Below are 19990 nucleotides of genomic sequence, written 5' to 3'. Positions count from 1 at the left end.
AACGCCATGGGGTTTCGCCTCTGGATACGGCTCGCCCCCCATTCGCGCAAGCGCGGGGAGGGGGGCTTGGGTTTCCAGCGCTACGACACCACGGCAGGCCGCGGGAGCGCTTCACTCATATGGTTTTTGGGGTGTTGCAGGGCCGCAGGCAGCTGTCAGCCAGGCTGGAGCGCCACGCGGGACATGTTCAGCACGGTTGCGTGTCAGGCATCCGGCGATGGCCGGGAAGGCCGGTGAGCCGCTAACATGGCCGCCCCGCGGGCGGTGGTCGCGCACTGTGCCGGATTCGTCGGAAGCTGGGCTTCTGGCCCTGAGTAACTTCCAACGAAATCAATCCCTTATCTCGCCCCCCGAGTGTAACAGAATAAACAGCCTGATGACCGCCCAAGACCCCACCAAGCCAGCTGGCGACAAGCCATCCGTGCGCATGATCACCGTTCCCGCCGACCGCGCCGGCCAGCGCCTGGATAATTTCCTGCTCGGCCAGCTGAAAGGGGCCCCGCGCAGCCTGGTCTACAAGCTGGTGCGCAGCGGGCAGGTGCGGGTCAATGGCGGCCGCGCCAAGGCCGAGCGCAAGCTGGAGGCGGGCGACGAGGTGCGGGTGCCGCCGGTCCGTCTCACCGAGGAGGGAGACAAGGCTGGTCCTCCCGAGTCGTTCATGCGCCGGCTGGAACAGGCCATCGTCTTCGAGGATGCACGGCTGCTGGCGCTGAACAAACCCTCGGGCGTGGCCAGTCATGGCGGCAGCGGGATCAGCTTCGGCGCCATCGAGACCCTGCGCGCCCTGCGCCCGGGCCAGACGCTGGAACTGGTCCACCGTCTCGACCGCGATACGTCGGGCCTGCTGGTGGTGGCCAAGAAGCGCTCGGCGCTGAGCGAGCTGCAGGCGCTGCTGCGTGAAGACCATGGCGCCGGCATCCGCAAGCGTTACCTGACCCTGCTGACCGGACGCATGCCCGACGGGGTGATGACGGTGGACGCGCCGCTGCACGTGGGCCTGCGCCAGGGCGGTGAGCGACATGTCCAGGTCAATGCGATCGGCAAGGAATCGATCAGTCATTTCCGCGTGCTGGAGCGGCGTGGGGGCCATTCCTATTGCGAGGTGCGCATCGAGACCGGCCGGACCCATCAGATCCGGGTGCACGCCCAGCATCTGGGGCATGCGGTGGCCGGTGACGACAAGTACGGCGATCCTGCGGTGAACAAGCGGCTTCGTGAGCAGATCGGCCTGAAGCGGTTGTTCCTGCACGCGGCCTCGCTGGAGTTCGCGCTGGACGACGGCAAGACCCCCTACGTGCTGAACGCTCCGCTGGCGGATGAGTTGGTCGAGGCGCTGGACCGCCTGCGCTGACGGCGGTTCGGCGGCGCCGGGCGCTTGGTCGGCACCGTCGCTTCCCTGCGATGAGTGGGCTTGTCACTTTCTTTGCTCGTGCAAAGAAAGTAACCAAACAAACACGCCGCCATCCGCGCCGGCGCTGCGCGCCGGTGCCCTGCGCTCCTCGGCTCGCTACAAGGCGGACCTGACAGCCGCAGCGTAGACCCAGGCCCGCACGCAGCCCTTGTAGAGTCGAGCCACGCTCGACTGACGCGCGCAGCGCGGGCTTCGCTTTTTCATTCTTTCATCGCGCGGCTGGCACGCGCCTATAGCCTGTCAGAGCCTGGTCCAAACCCGGGATCTCGCTCCGCCAGCCGCGAGGAGGCTCAGCCCGTTGGCCGCAACCCGCTCACCACTTGAACAGCACCAGGCTGACCGCCAGCGTTCCCATGCCTGCAACCAGGCCGTACACCGTTTCGTGACCCTTGGCGTAGCGCTTGGCCGCCGGCAGCAGTTCATCCAGGGCCAGGAACACCATCACGCCGGCGATCAGGCCGAACACCCAGCCGAACGTGGCGTGCGACAGCGATCCGGACAGCAGCCAGTAGCCCAGCATGGCCCCCACCGGCTCGGCCAGGCCCGACAGCAGGCTGGCGCCGAACGCATAGAGCTTGTTCTGGGTGGCGAAGTACACCGGGACCGCGATTGCGATGCCCTCGGGAATGTTGTGGATGGCGATGGCGAAGGCCAGCGGCATGCCCACCGACGGGCTTTCCAGTGTAGCGAAGAAGGTCGCCAGCCCTTCCGGGAAATTGTGTGCGGTGATCGCTACCGAGGTCAGCAGCGCGACCCGTTTCAGGTACTCGCGGCTGTTCTCGCGGAACGCAGGGTCCTGCTTGTCCAGGCTGTCGTGCGGATTGGGAATGAAGTGATCGATCAGCACGATAACGATCACACCGGCCAGGAACGCCAGCGTGCCGTAGGTGAAGCCGGTGCGCTCGCCATAGGCCAGGGCGAACGACGCGATGGACTTGTTGAGGATCTCCGACAGCGACACGTAGACCATCGCGCCGCCGGCGAAGGCCAGGCCGAACGCCAGCAGGCGCGGGTTGGGGCGGCGCGAGAACAGCACCAGCAGGCTGCCGATGGCGGTCGCCAGGCCGGCCGCGAGGGTGACCGCCAGCGCGATCCAGATGTTTTCGGGGGGGATCTGCAGCATGTACCGACGCGGTCCTGGTCAACAGACAACCGCCCCGGGCACTGCCGGGGCGGCAAGGGCGAGGCGGGCGTCGGCTGGCCTCGTCATGGTGTGCGGTCAGCCGCCGCGGCGCAGGCGCTCTTCCACCGCGAAACATTGGTCCGGCTTTGGCTGCGGCGGGTTGAAGCTGACCGGCACCTGGATGGTGGCGGGCACGGCCTGGCCATTGCGGGTGGCGGCCTTGAACTGCCAGCCCTGCACGGCATTCCTGGCCAGCTCATCCAGCTGCGGGTTGCCCGCGCCGCTCAGCAGGGTCACTTCGCTGGGCTTGCCGTCGGTGCCGATGGTCACCTTGAAGGTGCTGGTGCCGCCCGCACCGGTACAGGCCAGCTCGAGCGGGTACTGCGGCGGCGGCGTCTTCACCGCAGCCACCTCGGTCGGCGGCGGCACGGGCGGCGACGGCTCGGAGGCGCCACAGCCGGCGAGGCCGGTCACAGCGATCAGGGACAGGCTCAGCACTCGCACATTCATGGCAGTTGCTCCGTGAGGGCCGATGTCTTGGCCGCGCAGATGAAGTCGTTCTCGCTCAGGCCGCCGACGTCGTGGGTCGAATAGCGCACCACGGCGCGGTCGTAGTGCACGCCCAGGTCCGGGTGGTGATCCTCGTGGTGGGCGATCCAGGCCAGTGCATTCACAAAGGCCATGGTGGCGTAGTAGTCCTTGAAGCGGAAGGTGCGCAGCAGCGCCTGGCCGCCTTCGGTCAGTTCCCAGCCGGGAATCTGCGGCAGCAGCTCGGCCAGGCGGGCCTCGCCCAGCTTGTGGTCGCTGCCTTTGCGCGGCACGCAACGGGCCTGGGCCAGTGGAATCAGGTCGGCCATGGGAATCTCCACCTCGTGTTGACTGAACAATGCGCCGGACGGTGTATAAACCGAATGAGCGGTTGACACTTACTTGGCTAGAATAGCCTGATGATCCAGATCTCCGACACTGCCCAGACCCATTTCCGCAAGCTGATCGAACGCGAGGGCGCGCCCGGCATGGGCGTACGCCTGAGCGCGGTCGATCCCGGCACTCCGCGTGCCGATGCGCGGTTGGAATTCGCCGAACCCTCGGACCTGCACGGCGACGAGTGGGCCGTGGACTGCGACGGGTTCACCCTGTATGTCGACGCCGGCAGCGTCGGCTGGCTCGATGGCGCGGAGATCGACATCGTGGCCGGCGCGGCAGGTGCCCAGCAGTTGACCATCAAGGCGCCGCGCATCAAGGGCGAAGCGCCCGGGGATGCCGCTTCGCTGGTCGAGCGTGTGCACTGGGTGGTGGAGAATGAAATCAATCCACAGCTCGCCTCCCATGGCGGCAAGGTCGCAGTGCAGGAAGTCTCGGCCGAGGGCGTGGTGCTGCTGCGTTTCGGTGGTGGCTGCCAGGGCTGTGGCATGGCCGATGTGACCCTCAAGCAGGGCATCGAAAAGACCTTGATGGGCCGGGTGCCCGGCGTGACCGCAGTGCGCGACGCGACCGACCACGACAGCGGCCACGCACCGTACATCCCGCGCGGCAACGCCGCCTGATCGCCGACGCGTGCCTCTGCCCAGAGCCGAGCAACTCATCGACCTGCTGCTGGCGCGCCAGCAGCAACCGATCATCCTGGAGAAGAACACGCGCCTGCCTTATGGCTGGGCGCTGTGGCTGCGCTCGCTGAGCCCGTTGCCACGCCCGTTCCATGCCCGCGAGGTGATCGCGGTGCTGCTGCCCAGGCCTCTGCCGGGACGCCCCGGGACGCTGCCGGCGCTGCCCCGCTGGCAGGCGCTGCGGCGCCTGTTGTGGCAGGACTGGGAGCCGGCGCCGCGTGACCAGCGCTGGATGCGCTGGACGTCGGCCGTCGCCAGTGCATTGCTGCACCTGCTGTTCTTCCTGCTGCTGCTGTGGGTGGCGGTGATCCGCACCTCGGTGCCCGCCGAGCAGGGATCCGACGGTGAGCGCGTGCAGATCGAGTTTGTCGGCCGCGCCAGCCAGGAGGGCGGAGGCGACCAGCCCGGCGCCGAATCGGCTGCAGCAGCTGCAGCCGGCCGCACGGCTGCAGGAGACGCGGCAGGATCGGCAACTGCGCCGCAGCCGCGACCGGTCGCGGCGCGCCCGCAGCCATCCCCTGCTGCGGCCCCCGCTGCCGCCAGTACGCCTCCGCAAGCCATGCCGACCGAGCCGGCCCCACCGGCCACGCCGCCGCCTTCGCCGGTCCAGGCGACCGACGTGGCGCAGGCCACGACCGATTTCGTGGTGCCGCCGGTCAGCGTGCCGCGCACCGAAGTGAGCATCGTGCCGCGCGACACAACGCCCAGCGTACGCGAGCGCAGCGTGCAGCCGCTGGAGGCGCCGCCCACACCGCAAGCGCTGCGCACACCGGATGTGCAGGTGAGGGTGCCGCAGATCCGCCAGCCGCAGGTGCAGGAACGTGAGGTGGCCATCGTGGAGACACCCGTTGTGGCTCCGGCGGTGCGCGCAGCGGAAGTACCGATCCGCGTTCCGCAGCAGGATGTGCAGGTGCGCGAACGCGAAGTGCAGGCGGTTGTCGATCCGCAGGTGCGGATGGCGCCGATCGCAGGCCGTGAGCCTGCAGTACGGGCGCCCGCGGGCCGCGACGTGCAGGTGCGCGAACGTGAGGTGGCGACTGCACCGGTCGCTTCGCCTGCGCCTTCCGGTGGCAGTGCCGCAACCTCCGCCCCCGCAGCCCAGGGCAGCGCGGCTGCGGTGAGCAGTCCCGCGGCGCGCCCATCAGCCGCCGCCACGACACCGGCACAGGCCGGTGCCCGCCCGACACCGACCCCGGGCAACTGGGCTACGCCGGCCCGGGGCGACGACTGGGGGGCCTCGGATCGCACTCGTGATGGCGCCCGCAGCGGCGCCGCGCAGGCGAGCAGCGCGGGCCGGGGCAACGGCCTGTTCAACGCCGACGGCAGCGTGCGTGTACCGGGGCAGGACGGCCCCGGCAACGCGGAGCGTGGTGCTCCCGGGGGGGACAACGACGGCTGGAGCAAGGAACGCATCGCCCAGTCGGGGACATGGCTGAAGCGACCGCCCTACGACTACACGCCCACCTCGTTCGACAAATACTGGGTGCCGCAGGAGTCGCTGCTGGCCGAGTGGGTGCGCAAGGGCGTCAAGGCGATGGAGATTCCGCTTCCCGGCACCAGCACCCGGATTTCCTGCGTCATCTCCATTCTGCAGGCGGGTGGCGGCTGCGGCCTGACCGACCCGAACATGCAGGACCAGCCGGCCGTGGCCCGGCCGCCGCCGGATATCCCGTTCAAGAAGGAACTGCAGGAAGACAATGGGAGCCGCTAGCGGCTCCCATTGTCCACGCATGTTTCCTTATCCCCGCGCCGTTGGCGCGCCCCCTTGAACAACAAGGGGGCTCTTCGCCGGAACCATTGCGGGCGGCCGGCCTTGGTCGGCGTCGCCCCTTTACTCGCTCTGTGACAGGAACACCCAGAACGGCACGTCGCGGCCGACCCAATCCCGGCTGGCTTCGTCCAGCACGTCGAGCAGGGTGTCGAAATCCTTGGCTGCGCCAGCGCGCAGCGCGTCGACATCCGCCAGGAACAGCGCATAACCGCTGGCCGGCAGCCACTGCAGGTCGCGAAGATTGTCCGACAGGGCATCCCAGTTGCCGCCGAAACCGGCCGGGAAGTCCAGCTGCGTGGACAGCCGCGCCAGCAGGGTGCGCTTGTCGGTCACGCCCTCCAGATCGATGCGGATCACCTTCAGGCCGGCATCGCGCATGGCCGCGGCAAGCGCGCCGATGTCCGCGCTGTCGATGGCATACACGCCGGCGTTGTTGATGTCGTGCAGGCCGAGGCCGAAATCATCGTGGCTCATCGAGCGTCTCCGGGGGATGGAACGGTGAAGCTGCGGAATGAGCCGTAATGGTCATCGGTGTAGTACCACGCCTCTGCTGGATCGCCGCCCGTGACGATGCGGCGTGCCCCCCGGTTGCCCGCACCGGGGGTGTCGACCGTGTACTCGCGGTAGTAGCCACGCGGCCGCTGCGGCAGGCGCTGCTCGCGGTTGCCGAAGGTGCTGCCATCCTGGCGGTGCGGGAAGGGCCCGCCCCGCTGGATCAGGGTGATGGTCTGGCGTGCTTCGGCGGGAAGGAAGGCGGGCAGGCCGCTGCGTGCGCCATCGCCGTGTGCCGGGGTGGGGGCAGTCCGGGTCGGGGCGCCCTGCAGGTCCGGCGCGAACTGCGGTGCCGGCGGCCGCTGCATGACGTGGTTGACGACCAGGCCGAGCAGCAGCAGGGCGATGGCAGTGATCAGCAGCCGGGGGTTGCGCATGGGCACGAACGGGTGAGGGTGGTGCATGCACTGTAGCGCCTGTGCGCTGCACGCTGCATGAGGAACCGCCGCGTCACCGCTGCGTAACAATTGCCGGCATGCTCACCGGCAGGACGCAATTTCCTTTACATCCCCCTTGGTAATCTAGTGGTCTGTCCCCATCATTCACCGCGCTACACCCGACACCGTCGGGTGCCCTCGCAATCAGGAGATGCATCATGGCCTATACCCTGCCCAAGCTGTCCTACGCCTACGACGCGCTGGAGCCGCATATCGACGCGGCGACGATGGAGATCCATCACACCAAGCATCACCAGACCTACATCAACAACGTCAACGCGGCGCTGGAAGGTACCGAGTACGCTGACCTGCCGGTGGAAGAGCTGGTGAAGAAGCTGAAGTCGCTGCCGGAGAACCTGCAGGGCCCGGTGCGCAACAACGGCGGTGGCCATGCCAACCACTCGCTGTTCTGGACGGTGATGGCGCCGAACGCGGGCGGCAACCCGGTGGGCGACGTGGCCAAGGCCATCGACAAGGACCTGGGCGGTTTCGACAAGTTCAAGGACGCCTTCACCAAGGCGGCGCTGACCCGCTTCGGCAGCGGCTGGGCATGGTTGAGCGTCACCCCCGACAAGAAGGTCGTGGTGGAAAGCACCGGCAACCAGGACAGCCCGCTGATGGAAGGCAACACGCCCATCCTCGGTCTGGACGTGTGGGAGCACGCGTACTACCTGAAGTACCAGAACCGTCGTCCTGAATACATCGGCGCGTTCTTCAACGTCATCGACTGGAACGAAGTCGAGCGCCGTTACCAGGACGCGATCGCCTGAAGGCGGTGACGGGATGACATGAGAAGGCCGGGGGAGACCCCGGCCTTTTTGTTTGCCAGCTTCTGGACGTCGGGCGGGACCTGGTGGGTGCCGAGGGCGGGCCTATTCCGCGGTGGCCGTATCGCCCTGCAGGCGCAGGGTGGCCATCATCCCCAGGCGCAGTCCAGGCAGCTCGCCGTCGGCCGGCAGCAGGATGGGCTGCTGGCGGATGCCGCCGAAATGCTTGACCTGGAACAGCACATCCAGACCGTGACCGCTGGCGCCGCCGGCACCGGAGGCTGACGCTTCCGCCCGGCCGCCCGGGCTGCGCCGGGCCGGCTGGAAGCCCGGCGTAGCGCGCACCAGTTCCACCGTGCCGGCGGAAAAATCGCCTGCGATCACACTGGGCAGGCCTTCGGCGGTAGCACTGATCCAGGCCATGAGATCGCTGGTCTGATGCTGGCGGGCCGCCGCTTCATCCGGCTCCGGGCGCAGGCGGGTCACGTAGACATTGACCAGGGCCTCGCCCAGCCGCAGCCGCATCATGCCCGCCGCGCTGAACGTACCGGGCGGGTGCAGCAGGGTCACGCCATCCTCGCTGACCGGCAGCCGCGTCAGCATCGCATTGCCGTGCCGCAGCGGCTGGCTGGGCGGGTCGGCCGTGACGAAGTCGCAGCTGTAGCGCAGCCGGTTGGCCAGCCAGCAGGCCGGGTTGCGCCCCTGCTGCTGCCGTACCTGCTGCACCGAGATGACGTCCGGCTGCAGCTCGGTCAACAGCTGCGCCACCTGTTCGCGGCGTTGCTTCCATTGCGCATCGTCCCGCCCGGGCAGTTCCAGGGCCGCCACGGTCAGCTGCCGGGCCTGCGCGTCGAGGGTCGCGGTGTCCGCGGCCTGCGGCCGCGCCGGTGCCGGCAATGCAAGCAGCAACAGGCAGCAGCCGAGCAGGGGGCGGACGAGGACGAGGGCGCGCATAACGATAAGTTTACGCTTTTGTCGTGCAGGTGCCGTGACTTCCGGCAGGGCACCGGTACCGCCTGCCATGGATCGGCGGCGCTGTCATGCAGCCCCGCAGCGTGCTTCCAGCCCGCAGGTTCCGGTAACCTTGCGGCTTTCGCTTTGCAGGAATGCCTTACAGGATGAGCCACGACGCAGTCGCCCCCATCGCCGGCCAGGGAAAGATGCCGCGCCAGATCCCGTACATCATCGGCAATGAGGCCTGCGAACGGTTCAGCTTCTACGGGATGCGCAACATCCTGGTGCAGTTCCTGATCACCTCGCTGCTGCTGCAGGAAATCACTGCGGAAGGCCGTGCCGGTGAAGCCAAGGACATCATGCACAGCTTCATGATCGGCGTGTACTTCTTCCCGCTGCTGGGCGGCTGGCTGGCCGACAGGTTCTTCGGCAAGTACCACACGATCCTCTGGTTCAGCCTGGTCTACTGCGCCGGCCACCTGTGCCTGGCGCTGTTCGAGAACAGCCGCCAGGGCTTCTTCCTCGGCCTGGGCCTGATCGCGCTGGGTGCCGGTGGCATCAAGCCGCTGGTGGCCTCGTTCATGGGTGACCAGTTCGACCAGAGCAACAAGCACCTGGCCAAGCTGGTGTTCGATGCCTTCTACTGGATCATCAACTTCGGCTCGCTGTTTGCGTCGCTGCTGATTCCACTGGTGCTGAAGAACTGGGGCCCGCAGTGGGCGTTCGGCATTCCGGGCATCCTGATGTTCGTGGCGACCTTCGTGTTCTGGCTTGGCCGCAAGCGCTACGTACTGGTGCCGCTGCCGCCGAAGGACCCGCATTCGTTCGCCAACGTGGCGCGCACGGCGCTGACCGCGCGGGTGGCGGGCCAGGGCCGTCCGGGCCTGGCGATCGCCGTGGCCGGCCTGGTGCTGGCGGTGGCATCGTTCGGCCTGGTCGGCTCGTTGGGCATCGTGATCTGCCTGTGCCTTGCGCTGGTGGCGATTCTGGCTGGTGTCGGTGGCGGCACATGGCTGCAGCTGGACCGCGCCCGCGCGCACCATCCGGCCGAAGCCGTGGAGGGCGTGCGTTCGGTGCTGCGCGTGCTGGTGATCTTCGCGTTGACCACGCCGTTCTTCTCGCTGTTCGACCAGAAGGCCTCGACCTGGGTGCTGCAGGGACAGCAGATGCAGATGCCGAGCTGGTTCACCGCCTCGCAGATGCAGGCGCTGAACCCGCTGCTGGTGATGATCCTCATCCCGTTCAACAACCTGGTGCTGTACCCGGCCCTGCGCCGCTTCGGCTTCGAGCCGACCGCGCTGCGCCGGATGACCGCCGGCATCGCCTTCAGCGGCCTGGCCTGGATCGTCGTCGGCAGCATCCAGGTGGTGATGGATGGCGGCAATGCCATGTCGATCTTCTGGCAGATCCTGCCGTACGCGCTGCTGACCTTCGGTGAGGTCCTGGTGTCCGCGACCGGCCTGGAGTTCGCCTACAGCCAGGCGCCCCAGGCGATGAAGGGGGTGGTGATGAGCTTCTGGAACCTGACCACCACCATCGGCAACCTGTGGGTGCTGCTGTCCAATGCGGCCGTACGCAACGAAACGGTGACCCACCAGATCGCCGGCACCGGCTTGAGCGAGGCGGCGTTCCTGATGTTCTTCTTCGCCGGCTTCGCCTTCATCGCGGCGTTGGCCTTCGGTTGGTACGCGAAACGCTATCGTATGGTCGACAACTACCGCGCTGCCTGAGCCTGACATGACCCCCGTCAATCTGCTGTTGATCGCCATCACCGCCATCCTGTCATGGAGGGCGTTCAACCACCGCGCGCTGGCCGACCGCCTGATCCTGTGGCCACCGGCCATCGACCGCCACCGGCAGTACGACCGGCTGGTGACCTATGGATTCATCCACGCGGACTGGTCGCACCTGATCTTCAACATGATCACCCTGTTCTTCTTCGGGGGATTCATCGAGAGCGTGATGGTGCAGCTGACCGGCAGCTACCTGACCTATCCGGCGTTCTACATCGGCGCGCTGGTGGTCTCGATCCTGCCGAGCTACCTGAAGAACCAGAAGAATCCGAACTACCTCAGCCTGGGGGCTTCGGGTGCGGTGTCGGCGGTGCTGTTCGCCTTCATCCTGATCAAGCCGTGGTCGATCATCCTGGTGTTCTTCATCCCCGCACCGGCCATCGTGTACGCCGCGTTCTATGTCGGCTACAGCATCTGGATGGACAAGCGCGGCGGCGACCGCATCAACCACAGCGCGCACCTGGCCGGCGCGGCATTCGGCGTGATCTTCATGCTGGCCATGCAGCCGAGCATCTTCACCCACTTCCTGCGCGAACTGTCCAACCCGACCTTCCGCCTGGGCGGCGGTTGAGGGCCTGGGGTCGGATCCGCTGGATCCGACCCCGGGGCAGGGCCCCCGCTCGTGGTCAGGCCCGGGTCTGCTGGCCGTAGGTGTCCAGCAGGCGGGCGAAGACTTCCTCGCCGATACGCTGGAAGGCCTGCTCGTCGGTCTGGCCTTCCACGGCGAGCTGGAGCAGGCCCTCCAGCAGGGCGCGGTCGGTATCGGAATGGGAATCGCTGGGGTGCATCGGGGGCCTCCACGGCAGTCGCACGGTCTACGGTCGCAAGGGCCGTGCCAGCGTGGCCGGACCCCTCCGCAGGCGATAGCGGCCGCGGGCGCTCCAGCTTTAGGGTCGCAAACTGACGTGGAGGGCCTGGACTTGCCCCTGTTCAGGCTTCACGCGATCATGGCGCCCGGCTGCGCACCATCCACGCAGTCGCCGCAGGAGACAGTCCCATGGCTTCGGTCACGCCCCCCGGTCTGGCCTACGAGGTCGATCACGACCAGGCCAACCATCGCTTCACTGCCCGTGTGCGTGGACAGGTGGCGGTGCTCGATTACCAGATCAAGCGCAGACGCATGGTCATCACCCACACCGAGGTGCCCGAGCCGATCGCCGGCCGGGGCATCGCCGGCGAGTTGACCCGCGTGGCGCTGCGGTTCGCGCGGGAGCAGAAGTACAAGGTCGTGCCGGCGTGTGCCTACGCCGAGGCATTCCTGCAGCGGCATGAGGAGTATCACGACCTTCTGGCGGGATGACGCCAGCGGGCTACGCTTAAGCCAGGGCGGGCGATGATGGATGAACATGAACAGGGGATCCCGATGAAGATTGGAAACAACCGGCTGCTGCGCGGAAGCGTGCTGGCCGGTGTGGCAGGCGTGCTGTTGCTGGCGGGCTGCCAGCGTGAAGCCGAAACCCCGGCGCCGGTGGCCGACGCGGCGCCGGCGGTCGATGCCTCCGCCACGGGCGAGGCGCCCGCTGCGGAAGCACCGCTCGACCTGCGCGACGTGATCGAGAACAACGAACGCGAGGTGGTGGGCATCAGCTATCCGGCAGGCATCGACCGTTATCCGGGCCTGGCGCGTGCGCTCCAGGACTACGCCACCACGGCCCGCAGCGAGCTGCAGCAGGCGCTCGATGGGCTGGGCAACGACAAGCCGACCATGCCCTACGAACTCTCGCTGAGCTTCGAGAAGGTGCTGGAGACGCCGCAGCTGGTGGTGGTGAGTGCCGATGGCAGCCGTTACACCGGCGGCGCCCACGGCGAACCCCTGGTGGCACGTTTCGTCTGGCTGCCGGAGCAACAGCAGATGCTCAGCGCCGACAAGCTGGTGACCGACAGCAAGGGCTGGAAGGCGATCAGCGATTTCGTCGCGGACCAGCTGCGCGAGCGCGTGGCGACACGTCTCAGCGGCGAGGACATGGAGCCGGCCGAGCTGCAGGAGTCGCTGCGCAATGCATCGCGCATGATTGCCGATGGCACCGGCCCGCAGCCCGACAATTTCAGCCAGTTCCAGCCGCTGACCGACGACAAGGGGCAGATCACCGCGCTGCGCTTTGTTTTCCCGCCCTACCAGGTGGGTCCATACTCGGATGGAACGCAGACCGCCGATGTGCCGGCGGCGGTGCTGTTGCCGCACGTGGCCAAGGATTACGTGGAGCTGTTCGCACGCGGTTGAGCGCAGACGAGGAGGGGGCGTGGATACAGGGTTGCAGGAGCGGGTCAGCGGCCTGCTCCACGAAGCCGGGGTCCGCATTGGCGGCTCCCGGCCACAGGACGTCCAGGTACATGATCCGAGGTTCTTCGCACGGGTCATGGCGCACGGTTCGCTCGGCCTGGGCGAGAGCTACATGGATGGTTGGTGGGACGCCAACGTCCTGGACGAATTCCTGGTCCACCTCATGCAGGCGCATCTGGACGAACGGGTGCACGGCTGGCGGGAAGTGGCCGACGCGCTGAAGGCGCGCCTGTTCAACCTGCAGGCCGGGCAGGGAAGCTACGAAGTCGGCCGTCGCCACTACGATCTGGGCAACGATCTGTACCAGGCGATGCTGGGTCGGCGCCTGGTGTACAGCTGTGGCTACTGGCGGCAGGCCGATGACCTGGACGCTGCACAGGAAGCCAAACTGGACCTGGTCTGCCGCAAGCTGGGATTGCGCCCGGGCCAGCGGGTGCTGGATATCGGCTGCGGTTGGGGTGAGGCCCTGAAGTTCGCTGCCGAACGCTATGGAGTCAGCGGGGTCGGTGTAACGATCTCGCAGGAGCAGGCGGAATTCGCGCGCGAGCTGTGCGCCGGTCTGCCGATCGAGATCCGCCTGCAGGACTACCGCGCGCTGGACGAACCCTTCGATGCGATCTTCTCGATCGGCATGTTCGAGCACGTCGGTGACAAGAACTACCGCAGTTTCTTCGAGGTGGCGCGGCGCTGCCTGTCGCCACGTGGCCTGCTGCTGCTGCACAGCATCGGGACCAACGTGTCGCGGCATCGTACCGATCCGTGGATCGCGCGCTACATCTTTCCCAACTCGATGCTGCCCTCGGCGGCGCAGATCAGCAGGGCGTTCGAGGGGCGGTTCGTGCTGGAGGACTGGCACAATTTCGGCACCGACTACGACCTGACCCTGCAGGCGTGGCGGCGCAACGTGGAGGCGGCCTGGCCGCGGCTGGATGCGCGCTATGACGAGCATTTCCGGCGGATGTGGCGCTTCTATCTGGCCGGTTCGATGGCGACCTTCCGTTGCCGGCACGCGCAGTTGTGGCAGCTGGTGCTGTCGCCGGAAGGTGTGCCGGGAGGCTATGTGGCGCCGCGATGAAGCCAGAGCGGGGTCAGATCCCTTTCGCAGAAAAGGGCTCTGACCCCAACCACAACGAAAAAACCGCCCGGTTTCCCGGGCGGTTCTGTTTTCAGCTCAGCGTACCGGCGATCAGTTGCCGGTGCCGGTCAGGCCACGCTTCTCCAGCAGCGGTTCGATCTGCGGCTCGTGGCCGGCGAAATCGCGGAACAGCTGCATCGCGTCGACGCTGCCGCCACGCGACAGCAGGGTAGCGCGGAAGTGGTCGCCGTTCTTGCGGCTCAGGCCACCGTTCTCGCGGAACCACTTCTGGGTGTTGGCGTCCAGCACTTCCGACCAGATGTAGGCGTAGTAGCCGGCCGAGTAGCCGCCCATGATGTGGCTGAAGTACGGGGTCTTGTAACGCGGCGGAACCGGTGCGTAGTAGATGCCGTCCTTCTCCAGCGCGGCGCGCTCGAAGGCCATCACGTCCTTGGCGGCCGGCACCTGGTCCGGGCCGATCTGGTGCCAGCGCTGGTCCAGCATGGCCGCACCCAGGTACTCGGTGGTGGCGAAGCCCTGGTTGAACTTGGCCGCGGCGATCACCTTGTCCAGCAGTGCCTGCGGCATCGCCGTGCCGTTCTGGTAGTGCTTGGCGTAGTTCTTCAGGATGGCGCTGTCATCGGCCCACATCTCGTTGACCTGCGAGGGGAACTCGACGAAGTCACGCGGCACCGAGGTGCCCGAGAAGTACGGGTACTTCACGTTCGAGAACATGCCGTGCAGGGCGTGGCCGAATTCGTGGAAGGTGGTCGTCACCTCATCCCAGGTCAGCAGGGTCGGCTGGCCGGCCGGCGGCTTGGGGATGTTGAGGTGGTTGGCCACCACCGGCTTGAAGCCGGTCAGCTTCGACTGCGAGACATACGAGTTCATCCATGCGCCGCCGCGCTTGGAGGCACGGGCGTACGGGTCGAACAGGAAAATCGCCAGCTGGCTGCCGTCGGCGTCGAACACGTCGTAGACGGTGACATCATCGTGATAGACCGGCAGGTCGGTGCGCTGCTTGAAGGTCAGGCCGAATTCCTGGTTGGCGGCGAAGAACACGCCGTTCTCCAGCACGTTCTTCAGTTCGAAGTACGGCTTCAGCTGCGACTCGTCGAAGTTGTACTTGGCCTGGCGCACCTTCTCGCTGTAGAAGGCCCAGTCCCACGGCTCCAGCGCGAACGTCGGCTTGCCCGCGGCCTTCTGCTCCTGGTCGATCATTGCCTGCAGGTCGGCCGCTTCGCGCTTGGCGTTGGCCACTGCGGCCGGGGCCAGCTTGCCCAGCATCGCGTTGACCGCCTCAGGGGTCTTGGCGGTCTGGTTGGTCAGGTTGTACGCGGCGAAGTTGGCAAAACCCATCAGCTTGGCCTTGTCGGCACGCAGCTGCATGATGCGCGAGACGATGGCGGTGTTGTCGAACTCGCCGCCGCGGCTGCCACGGCTGACCGATGCTTCGTAGATCTTCTGGCGCAGGGCGCGGTTGGCCAGGTTGGTCAGGGGCGGCTGGCCGGTGGTGTTGAGCAGGGTGATCACATACTTGCCATCCAGGCCACGGGCCTTGGCGGCTTCGGCGGCGGCGGCGATCTGCTCCCTGGACAGACCATCCAGTTCCTTCACGTCATCAACGGTGATCGCCGAAGCGTTCACTTCCGACTGCACGTTCTGGCTGAAGCGGGTACCGAGGTTGGCCAGCTCGGCGTTCATTTCCTTCAGCTTCGCCTTGTCCGCGTCAGACAGCTTGGCGCCGGCGCGCACGTAGTTGTCATAGTACTTCTCGACCAGGCGCACGCCTTCGGCGTCCAGACCCAGCTGCGTGCGGGTGTCATACAGCGCCTGGATGCGCGCGAACAGCTTGCTGTTCAGGGCGATCGCATCGCTGTGCGCGGCGAACCTGGCCGAGTAGTCGGCCTGCAGCTTCTTGCGGGTGTCGTTGGTGTCCGCGCCGACCAGGGCGAAGAACACGGTGGTCGCGCGGTCAAGGATGTCACCGCTCTTTTCCAGGGCGATGATGGTGTTGTCGAAGGTCGGCTTGGCCTTGTTGTTGGCGATGGCCTCGATTTCCTTCAGCTGCTGCGCCATGCCGGCGTCGAAGGCCGGAGCGAAGTCGCTGTCCTTGATCTTGTCGAACTGCGGATAGTGCAGTGCCAGCGGGCTTTCGGCGAAGAACGGGTTGGCCTGCTGTGCGGTGGTGCTGGCAGCCGGGGTGGCGGCGCCGGCGGAATAGGCGGGCAGGGCAAGGCCGAGGGTCATGGCCACGGCAAGGGCAAGGCGGGTGGTCAAGGCGGTACTCCGGTAAGGCAGACAAGTGCCCGAGGTTAACCCGGGGTAATGGGATCGGGCTTGTGTCGAAAGGCATGGGCGGGGATACCATCGGAACCCCCCATTGCGGAGATCTGCCATGACCACTGCGTTCGATTTCGGTTTCGCCGACCTGGACGGCCAGCCGCAGGCCCTGGAGCAGTACCGCGGCAAGGCGCTGCTGCTGGTCAACGTGGCCAGCAAGTGCGGTTTCACCCCGCAGTACGAGGGACTGGAGGCGCTGTGGCGCGAGTACGGCCCGAAGGGCCTGGTGGTGATCGGCTTCCCCTGCGACCAGTTCGGCCACCAGGAACCGGGCAATGCCGAGGAGATCCGCAGCTTCTGTGCGCTGACCTATGCAGTGGACTTCCCGCTGTCGGAGAAGATCCAGGTCAACGGCGACGGTGCACACCCGCTGTGGAAGTGGCTGAAGTCCGAGAAGACCGGCCTGCTGGGGCTGAGCGCGATCAAATGGAACTTCAGCAAGTTCCTGGTCGGACGCGACGGGCAGGTGCTGAAACGCTACGCGCCGACCGACAAGCCGGAAAGCCTTCGCGGGGACATCGAGAAAGCGTTGCAGTCCCGGCAGTAAGGGCTGCCGCTTCCCGCAGCAGCGCCGGACGCAGGCCCGGCGCTACGGGTCACTTCTCGACGAAGGCGCGCTCGAACACGTAGTGACCCGGCTGGCCGATGCGCGGGGAGACCTGGAAGCCACGGGCGTCGAGCACCGTGCGCAGGTCGGCCAGCATCTGCGGGCTGCCGCAGATCATCGCGCGGTCATTCTCCGGGCTCAGTTCCGGCAGGCCCAGGGTGCGCTGCATTTCCCCGCTTTCCATCAGCGAGGTCAGGCGCCCCTGGTTGGCGAACGGTTCGCGGGTGACGGCCGGGTAGTACAACAGCTTGTCGCCGATCATCTCGCCGAGGAACTCGTGCTCACGCAGGTCCTTCTCGAAATAGTCGCGGTACGCCAGGTCCTTCTCGTAGCGCACGCCGTGGCACAGGATCACCTTCTCGAAACGCTCGTAGGTCTCCGGGTCCTTGATGATCGACAGCCAGGGCGCCAGGCCGGTGCCCGTGCCCAGCAGGTACAGGTTCCTGCCGGGATGCAGATCGCTGATCAGCAGGGTGCCGGTGGGCTTCTTGCCTACCAGAACCTTGTCGCCGGGCTTGATGTGCTGCAGGCGCGAGGTCAGGGGGCCGTCCTGCACCTTGATGCTGAAGAACTCCAGCTGCTCTTCCCAGTTCGCGCTGGCGATGGAGTAGGCGCGCAGCAGCGGCCGGGCGTCGGTTTCCAGGCCGATCATCACGAACTGGCCGTTCTCGAAGCGGAAACCGCTGTCGCGGGTGAGGGTGAAGCTGAAGTAGGCATCGGTCCAGTGGCGGACCTCAAGCACCGTTTCGGCGCCGAAAGCGGAAGACATGGGCGTATCTGTTGGAAGTCGTCGGGGTAATTCTATCTCAAATGAGACAGGTTCTCATTAGGCGGAACGAGAGGCGTTCTCAGCGGTAGCCGGCGGCCTGCAGCTCGAACAGCTCGGCGTAGCGGCCGCCCTGGGCCATCAGCTGCTCGTGGGTGCCGCTGGCCTCGATCCGGCCATCGGCCAGCACCAGGATGCGGTCGGCCATGCGCACCGACGAGAAGCGATGGGAGATGAGTACGGCAGTGCGATTGTCCGCCAGTTCCCTGAACCGCTGGAATACCTCGAACTCGCTGCGCGCATCCAGCGCTGCGGTCGGCTCGTCCAGGATCATCACCTGCGCATTGCGCATCCACGCGCGGGCGATGGCGATCTTCTGCCACTGCCCGCCGGAGAGGTCCACGCCCTCCTTGAAGCGACGCCCGATCAGCTGGTCGTAGCCGCGTGGCAGCGACTCGATCACTTCCTGGGCCATGCCCCGGCGCGCGGCATCGGCAACCCGTTCCCGGTCCGCCATCGCCTCGACCTGGCCAACGCCGATGTTCTCCCCGGCGCTCAGGTTGTAGCGCACGAAGTCCTGGAAGATCACCCCGAGATTGGCGCGCAGGTCATCCAGGTCATAGTCGCGCAGGTCCCGGCCGTCGAGCAGGATGCGCCCCTCGTCAGGCTCGTACAGCCGTGCCAGCAGTTTGACCAGCGTGGTCTTGCCGGCACCGTTCTCGCCGACCAGTGCCAGCACTTCGCCGGCATGCAGCTGGAAATCGAGGTGGCGGACGGCCCATTGCTCGGCATCGGGATAGCGGAAGCCGACGTTCTCGAACACGAAGCCCTGGCGGATGGGCTGCGGCACGGCTGCGGCGCCCTCGCGCGAATGGATCTCCGGCTGGATCTGGAAAAACGAGAACAGATCGTCCAGGTACAGGGCTTGGCTGGCCACCTGCGAGAAGCCGATCAGCAGGCCCTCCAGGAGCTGGCGCAGGCGCAGGAAGCTGCCGGCGAGGAAGGTCAGGTCGCCGATCGAGAAATCGCCGCGCACCGTGCGCCAGGCGATGTAGGCGTAGGCGGTGTAATAACCCAGCGTGCCCAGCGCGGCCAGCAGGGTGCCCCACAAGGCACGGCGCCGGGCCAACGCCCGGTTGGCCTTGAACAGCGCCACCGACAGGCTCCTGTAACGCTCCACCAGGAAGCGGTGCAGGTTGTAGATCTTCACTTCCTTGGCCGTCTCCACGCTGGCGCCGAGCTGGCGCAGGTAGTCGAGCTGGCGGCGCTCGGGCGTCCATTGGAAATTCAGGCTGTAGCCGGCGGCGTTGAAGTGCGATTCGCCGATGAAGGCAGGCACCAGGGCCAGCGCCAGCAGCAGGATCAGCCACGGCGCGTAGACCAGCAGGCCCACCGCCAGGCTGACCACCGTGATGGCGTCCTGCACCTGGCCGAACAGCTGGCTCATCAGGTTCATCCGGCCCATCGTCTGGCGTCGTGCGCGGTCCAGCTTGTCCTGCAGGTCCGGATCCTCGAAGTCCTCCAGATCCAGCGTTGCGGCGTGCTCCATCAGCCGGATGCTGGTGGCGTTGGCGAACAGCTCCGACAGCAGGGCATCGGCGTAGGCCACCATCCGGCCCAGCAGGTCGGAGACGATGGCCAGGCCCAGCTCCAGGGCCAGCAACCCGAGCAGCGGATTGAGCAGGCCGCTGGCCAGGGCCTCGCCCAGCGGCGGAAAGCCGGCGTCGTGCCGGCTCAGCTGCAGCGCGCTGTCGATGATCAGCTTGCCCACATACAGCATGGCGACAGGCAGCAGGGCACGGATCAGGCGCAGCCCCAGGCTCACCAGGGTCAGTGCGGGGCTGGTCTTCCACACCAGCCGCAGGAACGGTGGCACGTTGCGCATCGCATTGAAGCGCTGGCGCAGGCTGGGTTTCTTTTCGGCTGAAGGCATGTCGCCATTGTGCGCGCCGGAGCCGTGGCGAAGGCATGAATGCGACGCCCGCAGGGAGCGCGCGTCAGCGCGCCACCGGTGCGGAGCCGCGCTGGGCGAGGCCCCGCACTCTTGTGGATCAGGGCAGCGGCGGCAGCAGGCCGGCGCCGAGGCGGTTCCAGGCGTTGATCACCGCGATGCCCATGCTCAGGTCGCTGATGCCCTTCTCATCGAAGTGCGGTGCCAGCGCATCGAACGCTGCCTGCGATGGCGCGGCGTCGGTGAGCCGGGTCAGGGCCTCGGCCCAGCCCAGCGCAGCGCGCTCACGCGCATCGAAGAAGCGGCTTTCGTGCCAGGCGGGCAGGGTGTCCAGCTTGCGCGGCTCGATGCCACTCTTGCGCAGCGCCGTCCCGTGCATGTCCATGCAGTAGCCGCAGCCGTTGAGCTGCGACACGCGCAGGAACACCAGTTCCATCAGGGTCGGATCGATCGAACTGTCATGCACTGCCTGGCTGGTATCGAGCAGGCCCTTGAAAGCCTTGGCGGCCAAGCGGGTATAGGGAACGCGGGGTGAGGCGGGGTTGGACATCG

Annotated in this window: 21 protein-coding genes; 10 read left to right on the top strand and 11 right to left on the bottom strand. The window is 66.9% G+C overall.

What is annotated here, in order from left to right; genetic code table 11:
- Window positions 1-376: 376 nt before the first annotated feature.
- Entirely contained in the window at window positions 377-1351 is a 975-nt protein-coding gene (locus N8888_RS12455) for an RluA family pseudouridine synthase (protein WP_065181953.1), read from the top strand.
- A 373-nt stretch (window positions 1352-1724) separates the two neighbouring features.
- On the opposite strand, the gene zupT is transcribed toward N8888_RS12455, so the two are convergent.
- The 3 genes from zupT to N8888_RS12440 all read right to left on the bottom strand — a co-directional run bounded on the left by zupT (window position 1725) and on the right by N8888_RS12440 (window position 3391).
- Window positions 1725-2534, bottom strand: coding sequence for a zinc transporter ZupT (gene zupT / locus N8888_RS12450; protein WP_111186415.1), 810 nt, complete (start codon window positions 2532-2534; stop codon window positions 1725-1727).
- 96 nt (window positions 2535-2630) lie between these two features.
- The gene (locus N8888_RS12445; protein ID WP_263175076.1) at window positions 2631-3044 is read right to left on the bottom strand and encodes an energy transducer TonB; all 414 of its coding nucleotides are present in this window, start codon (window positions 3042-3044) and stop codon (window positions 2631-2633) included.
- Window positions 3041-3391 (bottom strand): 4a-hydroxytetrahydrobiopterin dehydratase, encoded by a 351-nt coding sequence (locus N8888_RS12440; RefSeq protein WP_065181954.1) that lies wholly within the window; start codon window positions 3389-3391, stop codon window positions 3041-3043. Before N8888_RS12440 ends, N8888_RS12445 begins: the two co-directional genes overlap by 4 nt.
- A 90-nt stretch (window positions 3392-3481) precedes the next feature.
- Here N8888_RS12440 and N8888_RS12435 point away from each other — a divergent pair, with 90 nt between their 5' ends.
- Both N8888_RS12435 and N8888_RS12430 read left to right on the top strand, forming a co-directional pair.
- The gene (locus N8888_RS12435; RefSeq protein ID WP_053516900.1) at window positions 3482-4081 is read left to right on the top strand and encodes an NfuA family Fe-S biogenesis protein; all 600 of its coding nucleotides are present in this window, start codon (window positions 3482-3484) and stop codon (window positions 4079-4081) included.
- A 10-nt stretch (window positions 4082-4091) separates the two neighbouring features.
- Window positions 4092-5852, top strand: a complete 1761-nt coding sequence (locus N8888_RS12430) for a hypothetical protein (RefSeq protein WP_263175074.1) — start codon at window positions 4092-4094, stop codon at window positions 5850-5852.
- Between the two features lie 120 nt (window positions 5853-5972).
- Here the strand turns inward: N8888_RS12430 and N8888_RS12425 are convergent, their stop codons facing one another.
- Window positions 5973-6386 (bottom strand): barstar family protein, encoded by a 414-nt coding sequence (locus N8888_RS12425; RefSeq protein WP_263175073.1) that lies wholly within the window; start codon window positions 6384-6386, stop codon window positions 5973-5975.
- A complete protein-coding gene (locus N8888_RS12420) occupies window positions 6383-6841 on the bottom strand; it encodes a guanyl-specific ribonuclease (RefSeq protein ID WP_065175477.1) in 459 nt (152 codons plus the stop codon). The genes N8888_RS12425 and N8888_RS12420 overlap by 4 nt, the downstream gene beginning before the upstream one ends.
- Before the next feature lie 218 nt (window positions 6842-7059).
- Here N8888_RS12420 and N8888_RS12415 point away from each other — a divergent pair, with 218 nt between their 5' ends.
- Window positions 7060-7671, top strand: a complete 612-nt coding sequence (locus N8888_RS12415; RefSeq protein ID WP_049458515.1) for a superoxide dismutase — start codon at window positions 7060-7062, stop codon at window positions 7669-7671.
- A gap of 102 nt (window positions 7672-7773) precedes the next feature.
- Here the strand turns inward: N8888_RS12415 and N8888_RS12410 are convergent, their stop codons facing one another.
- Complete coding sequence (locus N8888_RS12410; protein ID WP_053516904.1) at window positions 7774-8622, bottom strand: endonuclease/exonuclease/phosphatase family protein; 849 nt, start codon at window positions 8620-8622, stop codon at window positions 7774-7776.
- A gap of 164 nt (window positions 8623-8786) precedes the next feature.
- Between N8888_RS12410 and N8888_RS12405 the strand changes: the two genes are divergently transcribed.
- Both N8888_RS12405 and N8888_RS12400 read left to right on the top strand, forming a co-directional pair.
- Window positions 8787-10352 carry a POT-type proton-dependent oligopeptide transporter gene (locus N8888_RS12405; RefSeq protein WP_053516906.1) on the top strand — a complete coding sequence of 522 codons (1566 nt, stop codon included), beginning with the start codon at window positions 8787-8789 and terminating at the stop codon, window positions 10350-10352.
- Window positions 10353-10359: 7 nt separating this feature from the next.
- On the top strand, window positions 10360-10986 hold the full coding sequence (locus N8888_RS12400; RefSeq protein ID WP_053516907.1) for a rhomboid family intramembrane serine protease: 627 nt from the start codon (window positions 10360-10362) through the stop codon (window positions 10984-10986).
- Between the two features lie 55 nt (window positions 10987-11041).
- Here the strand turns inward: N8888_RS12400 and N8888_RS12395 are convergent, their stop codons facing one another.
- Window positions 11042-11203, bottom strand: a complete 162-nt coding sequence (locus N8888_RS12395) for a hypothetical protein (RefSeq protein WP_164972342.1) — start codon at window positions 11201-11203, stop codon at window positions 11042-11044.
- A gap of 209 nt (window positions 11204-11412) precedes the next feature.
- Between N8888_RS12395 and N8888_RS12390 the strand changes: the two genes are divergently transcribed.
- From N8888_RS12390 to cfa, 3 genes are read left to right on the top strand one after another with little or no spacing between them, the layout of a single operon-like run.
- Window positions 11413-11715, top strand: coding sequence for a GNAT family N-acetyltransferase (locus N8888_RS12390; protein ID WP_053516908.1), 303 nt, complete (start codon window positions 11413-11415; stop codon window positions 11713-11715).
- Between the two features lie 36 nt (window positions 11716-11751).
- Entirely contained in the window at window positions 11752-12636 is an 885-nt protein-coding gene (locus tag N8888_RS12385; protein WP_065175544.1) for a PdaC/RsiV family protein, read from the top strand.
- Between the two features lie 19 nt (window positions 12637-12655).
- Entirely contained in the window at window positions 12656-13771 is a 1116-nt protein-coding gene (gene cfa / locus N8888_RS12380; RefSeq protein WP_263175066.1) for a cyclopropane fatty acyl phospholipid synthase, read from the top strand.
- Between the two features lie 111 nt (window positions 13772-13882).
- Here the strand turns inward: cfa and N8888_RS12375 are convergent, their stop codons facing one another.
- A complete protein-coding gene (locus N8888_RS12375) occupies window positions 13883-16051 on the bottom strand; it encodes a M3 family metallopeptidase (protein ID WP_053516910.1) in 2169 nt (722 codons plus the stop codon).
- Between the two features lie 118 nt (window positions 16052-16169).
- Here N8888_RS12375 and N8888_RS12370 point away from each other — a divergent pair, with 118 nt between their 5' ends.
- Window positions 16170-16661, top strand: a complete 492-nt coding sequence (locus tag N8888_RS12370; RefSeq protein ID WP_263175064.1) for a glutathione peroxidase — start codon at window positions 16170-16172, stop codon at window positions 16659-16661.
- Between the two features lie 49 nt (window positions 16662-16710).
- Here the strand turns inward: N8888_RS12370 and N8888_RS12365 are convergent, their stop codons facing one another.
- The 3 genes from N8888_RS12365 to N8888_RS12355 form a co-directional block, all read right to left on the bottom strand.
- On the bottom strand, window positions 16711-17490 hold the full coding sequence (locus N8888_RS12365) for a ferredoxin--NADP reductase (RefSeq protein WP_053516913.1): 780 nt from the start codon (window positions 17488-17490) through the stop codon (window positions 16711-16713).
- Window positions 17491-17569: 79 nt separating this feature from the next.
- A complete protein-coding gene (locus N8888_RS12360; protein ID WP_065181960.1) occupies window positions 17570-19420 on the bottom strand; it encodes an ABC transporter ATP-binding protein in 1851 nt (616 codons plus the stop codon).
- Between the two features lie 118 nt (window positions 19421-19538).
- On the bottom strand, window positions 19539-19988 hold the full coding sequence (locus tag N8888_RS12355; protein WP_065181961.1) for a carboxymuconolactone decarboxylase family protein: 450 nt from the start codon (window positions 19986-19988) through the stop codon (window positions 19539-19541).
- Between the last annotated feature and the right edge of the window lie 2 nt (window positions 19989-19990).

The organism is Stenotrophomonas maltophilia (assembly GCF_025642255.1).
Taxonomy (GTDB): Bacteria; Pseudomonadota; Gammaproteobacteria; order Xanthomonadales; family Xanthomonadaceae; genus Stenotrophomonas; species Stenotrophomonas maltophilia_P.
This window is presented reverse-complemented; position numbering and strand designations above follow the sequence as displayed.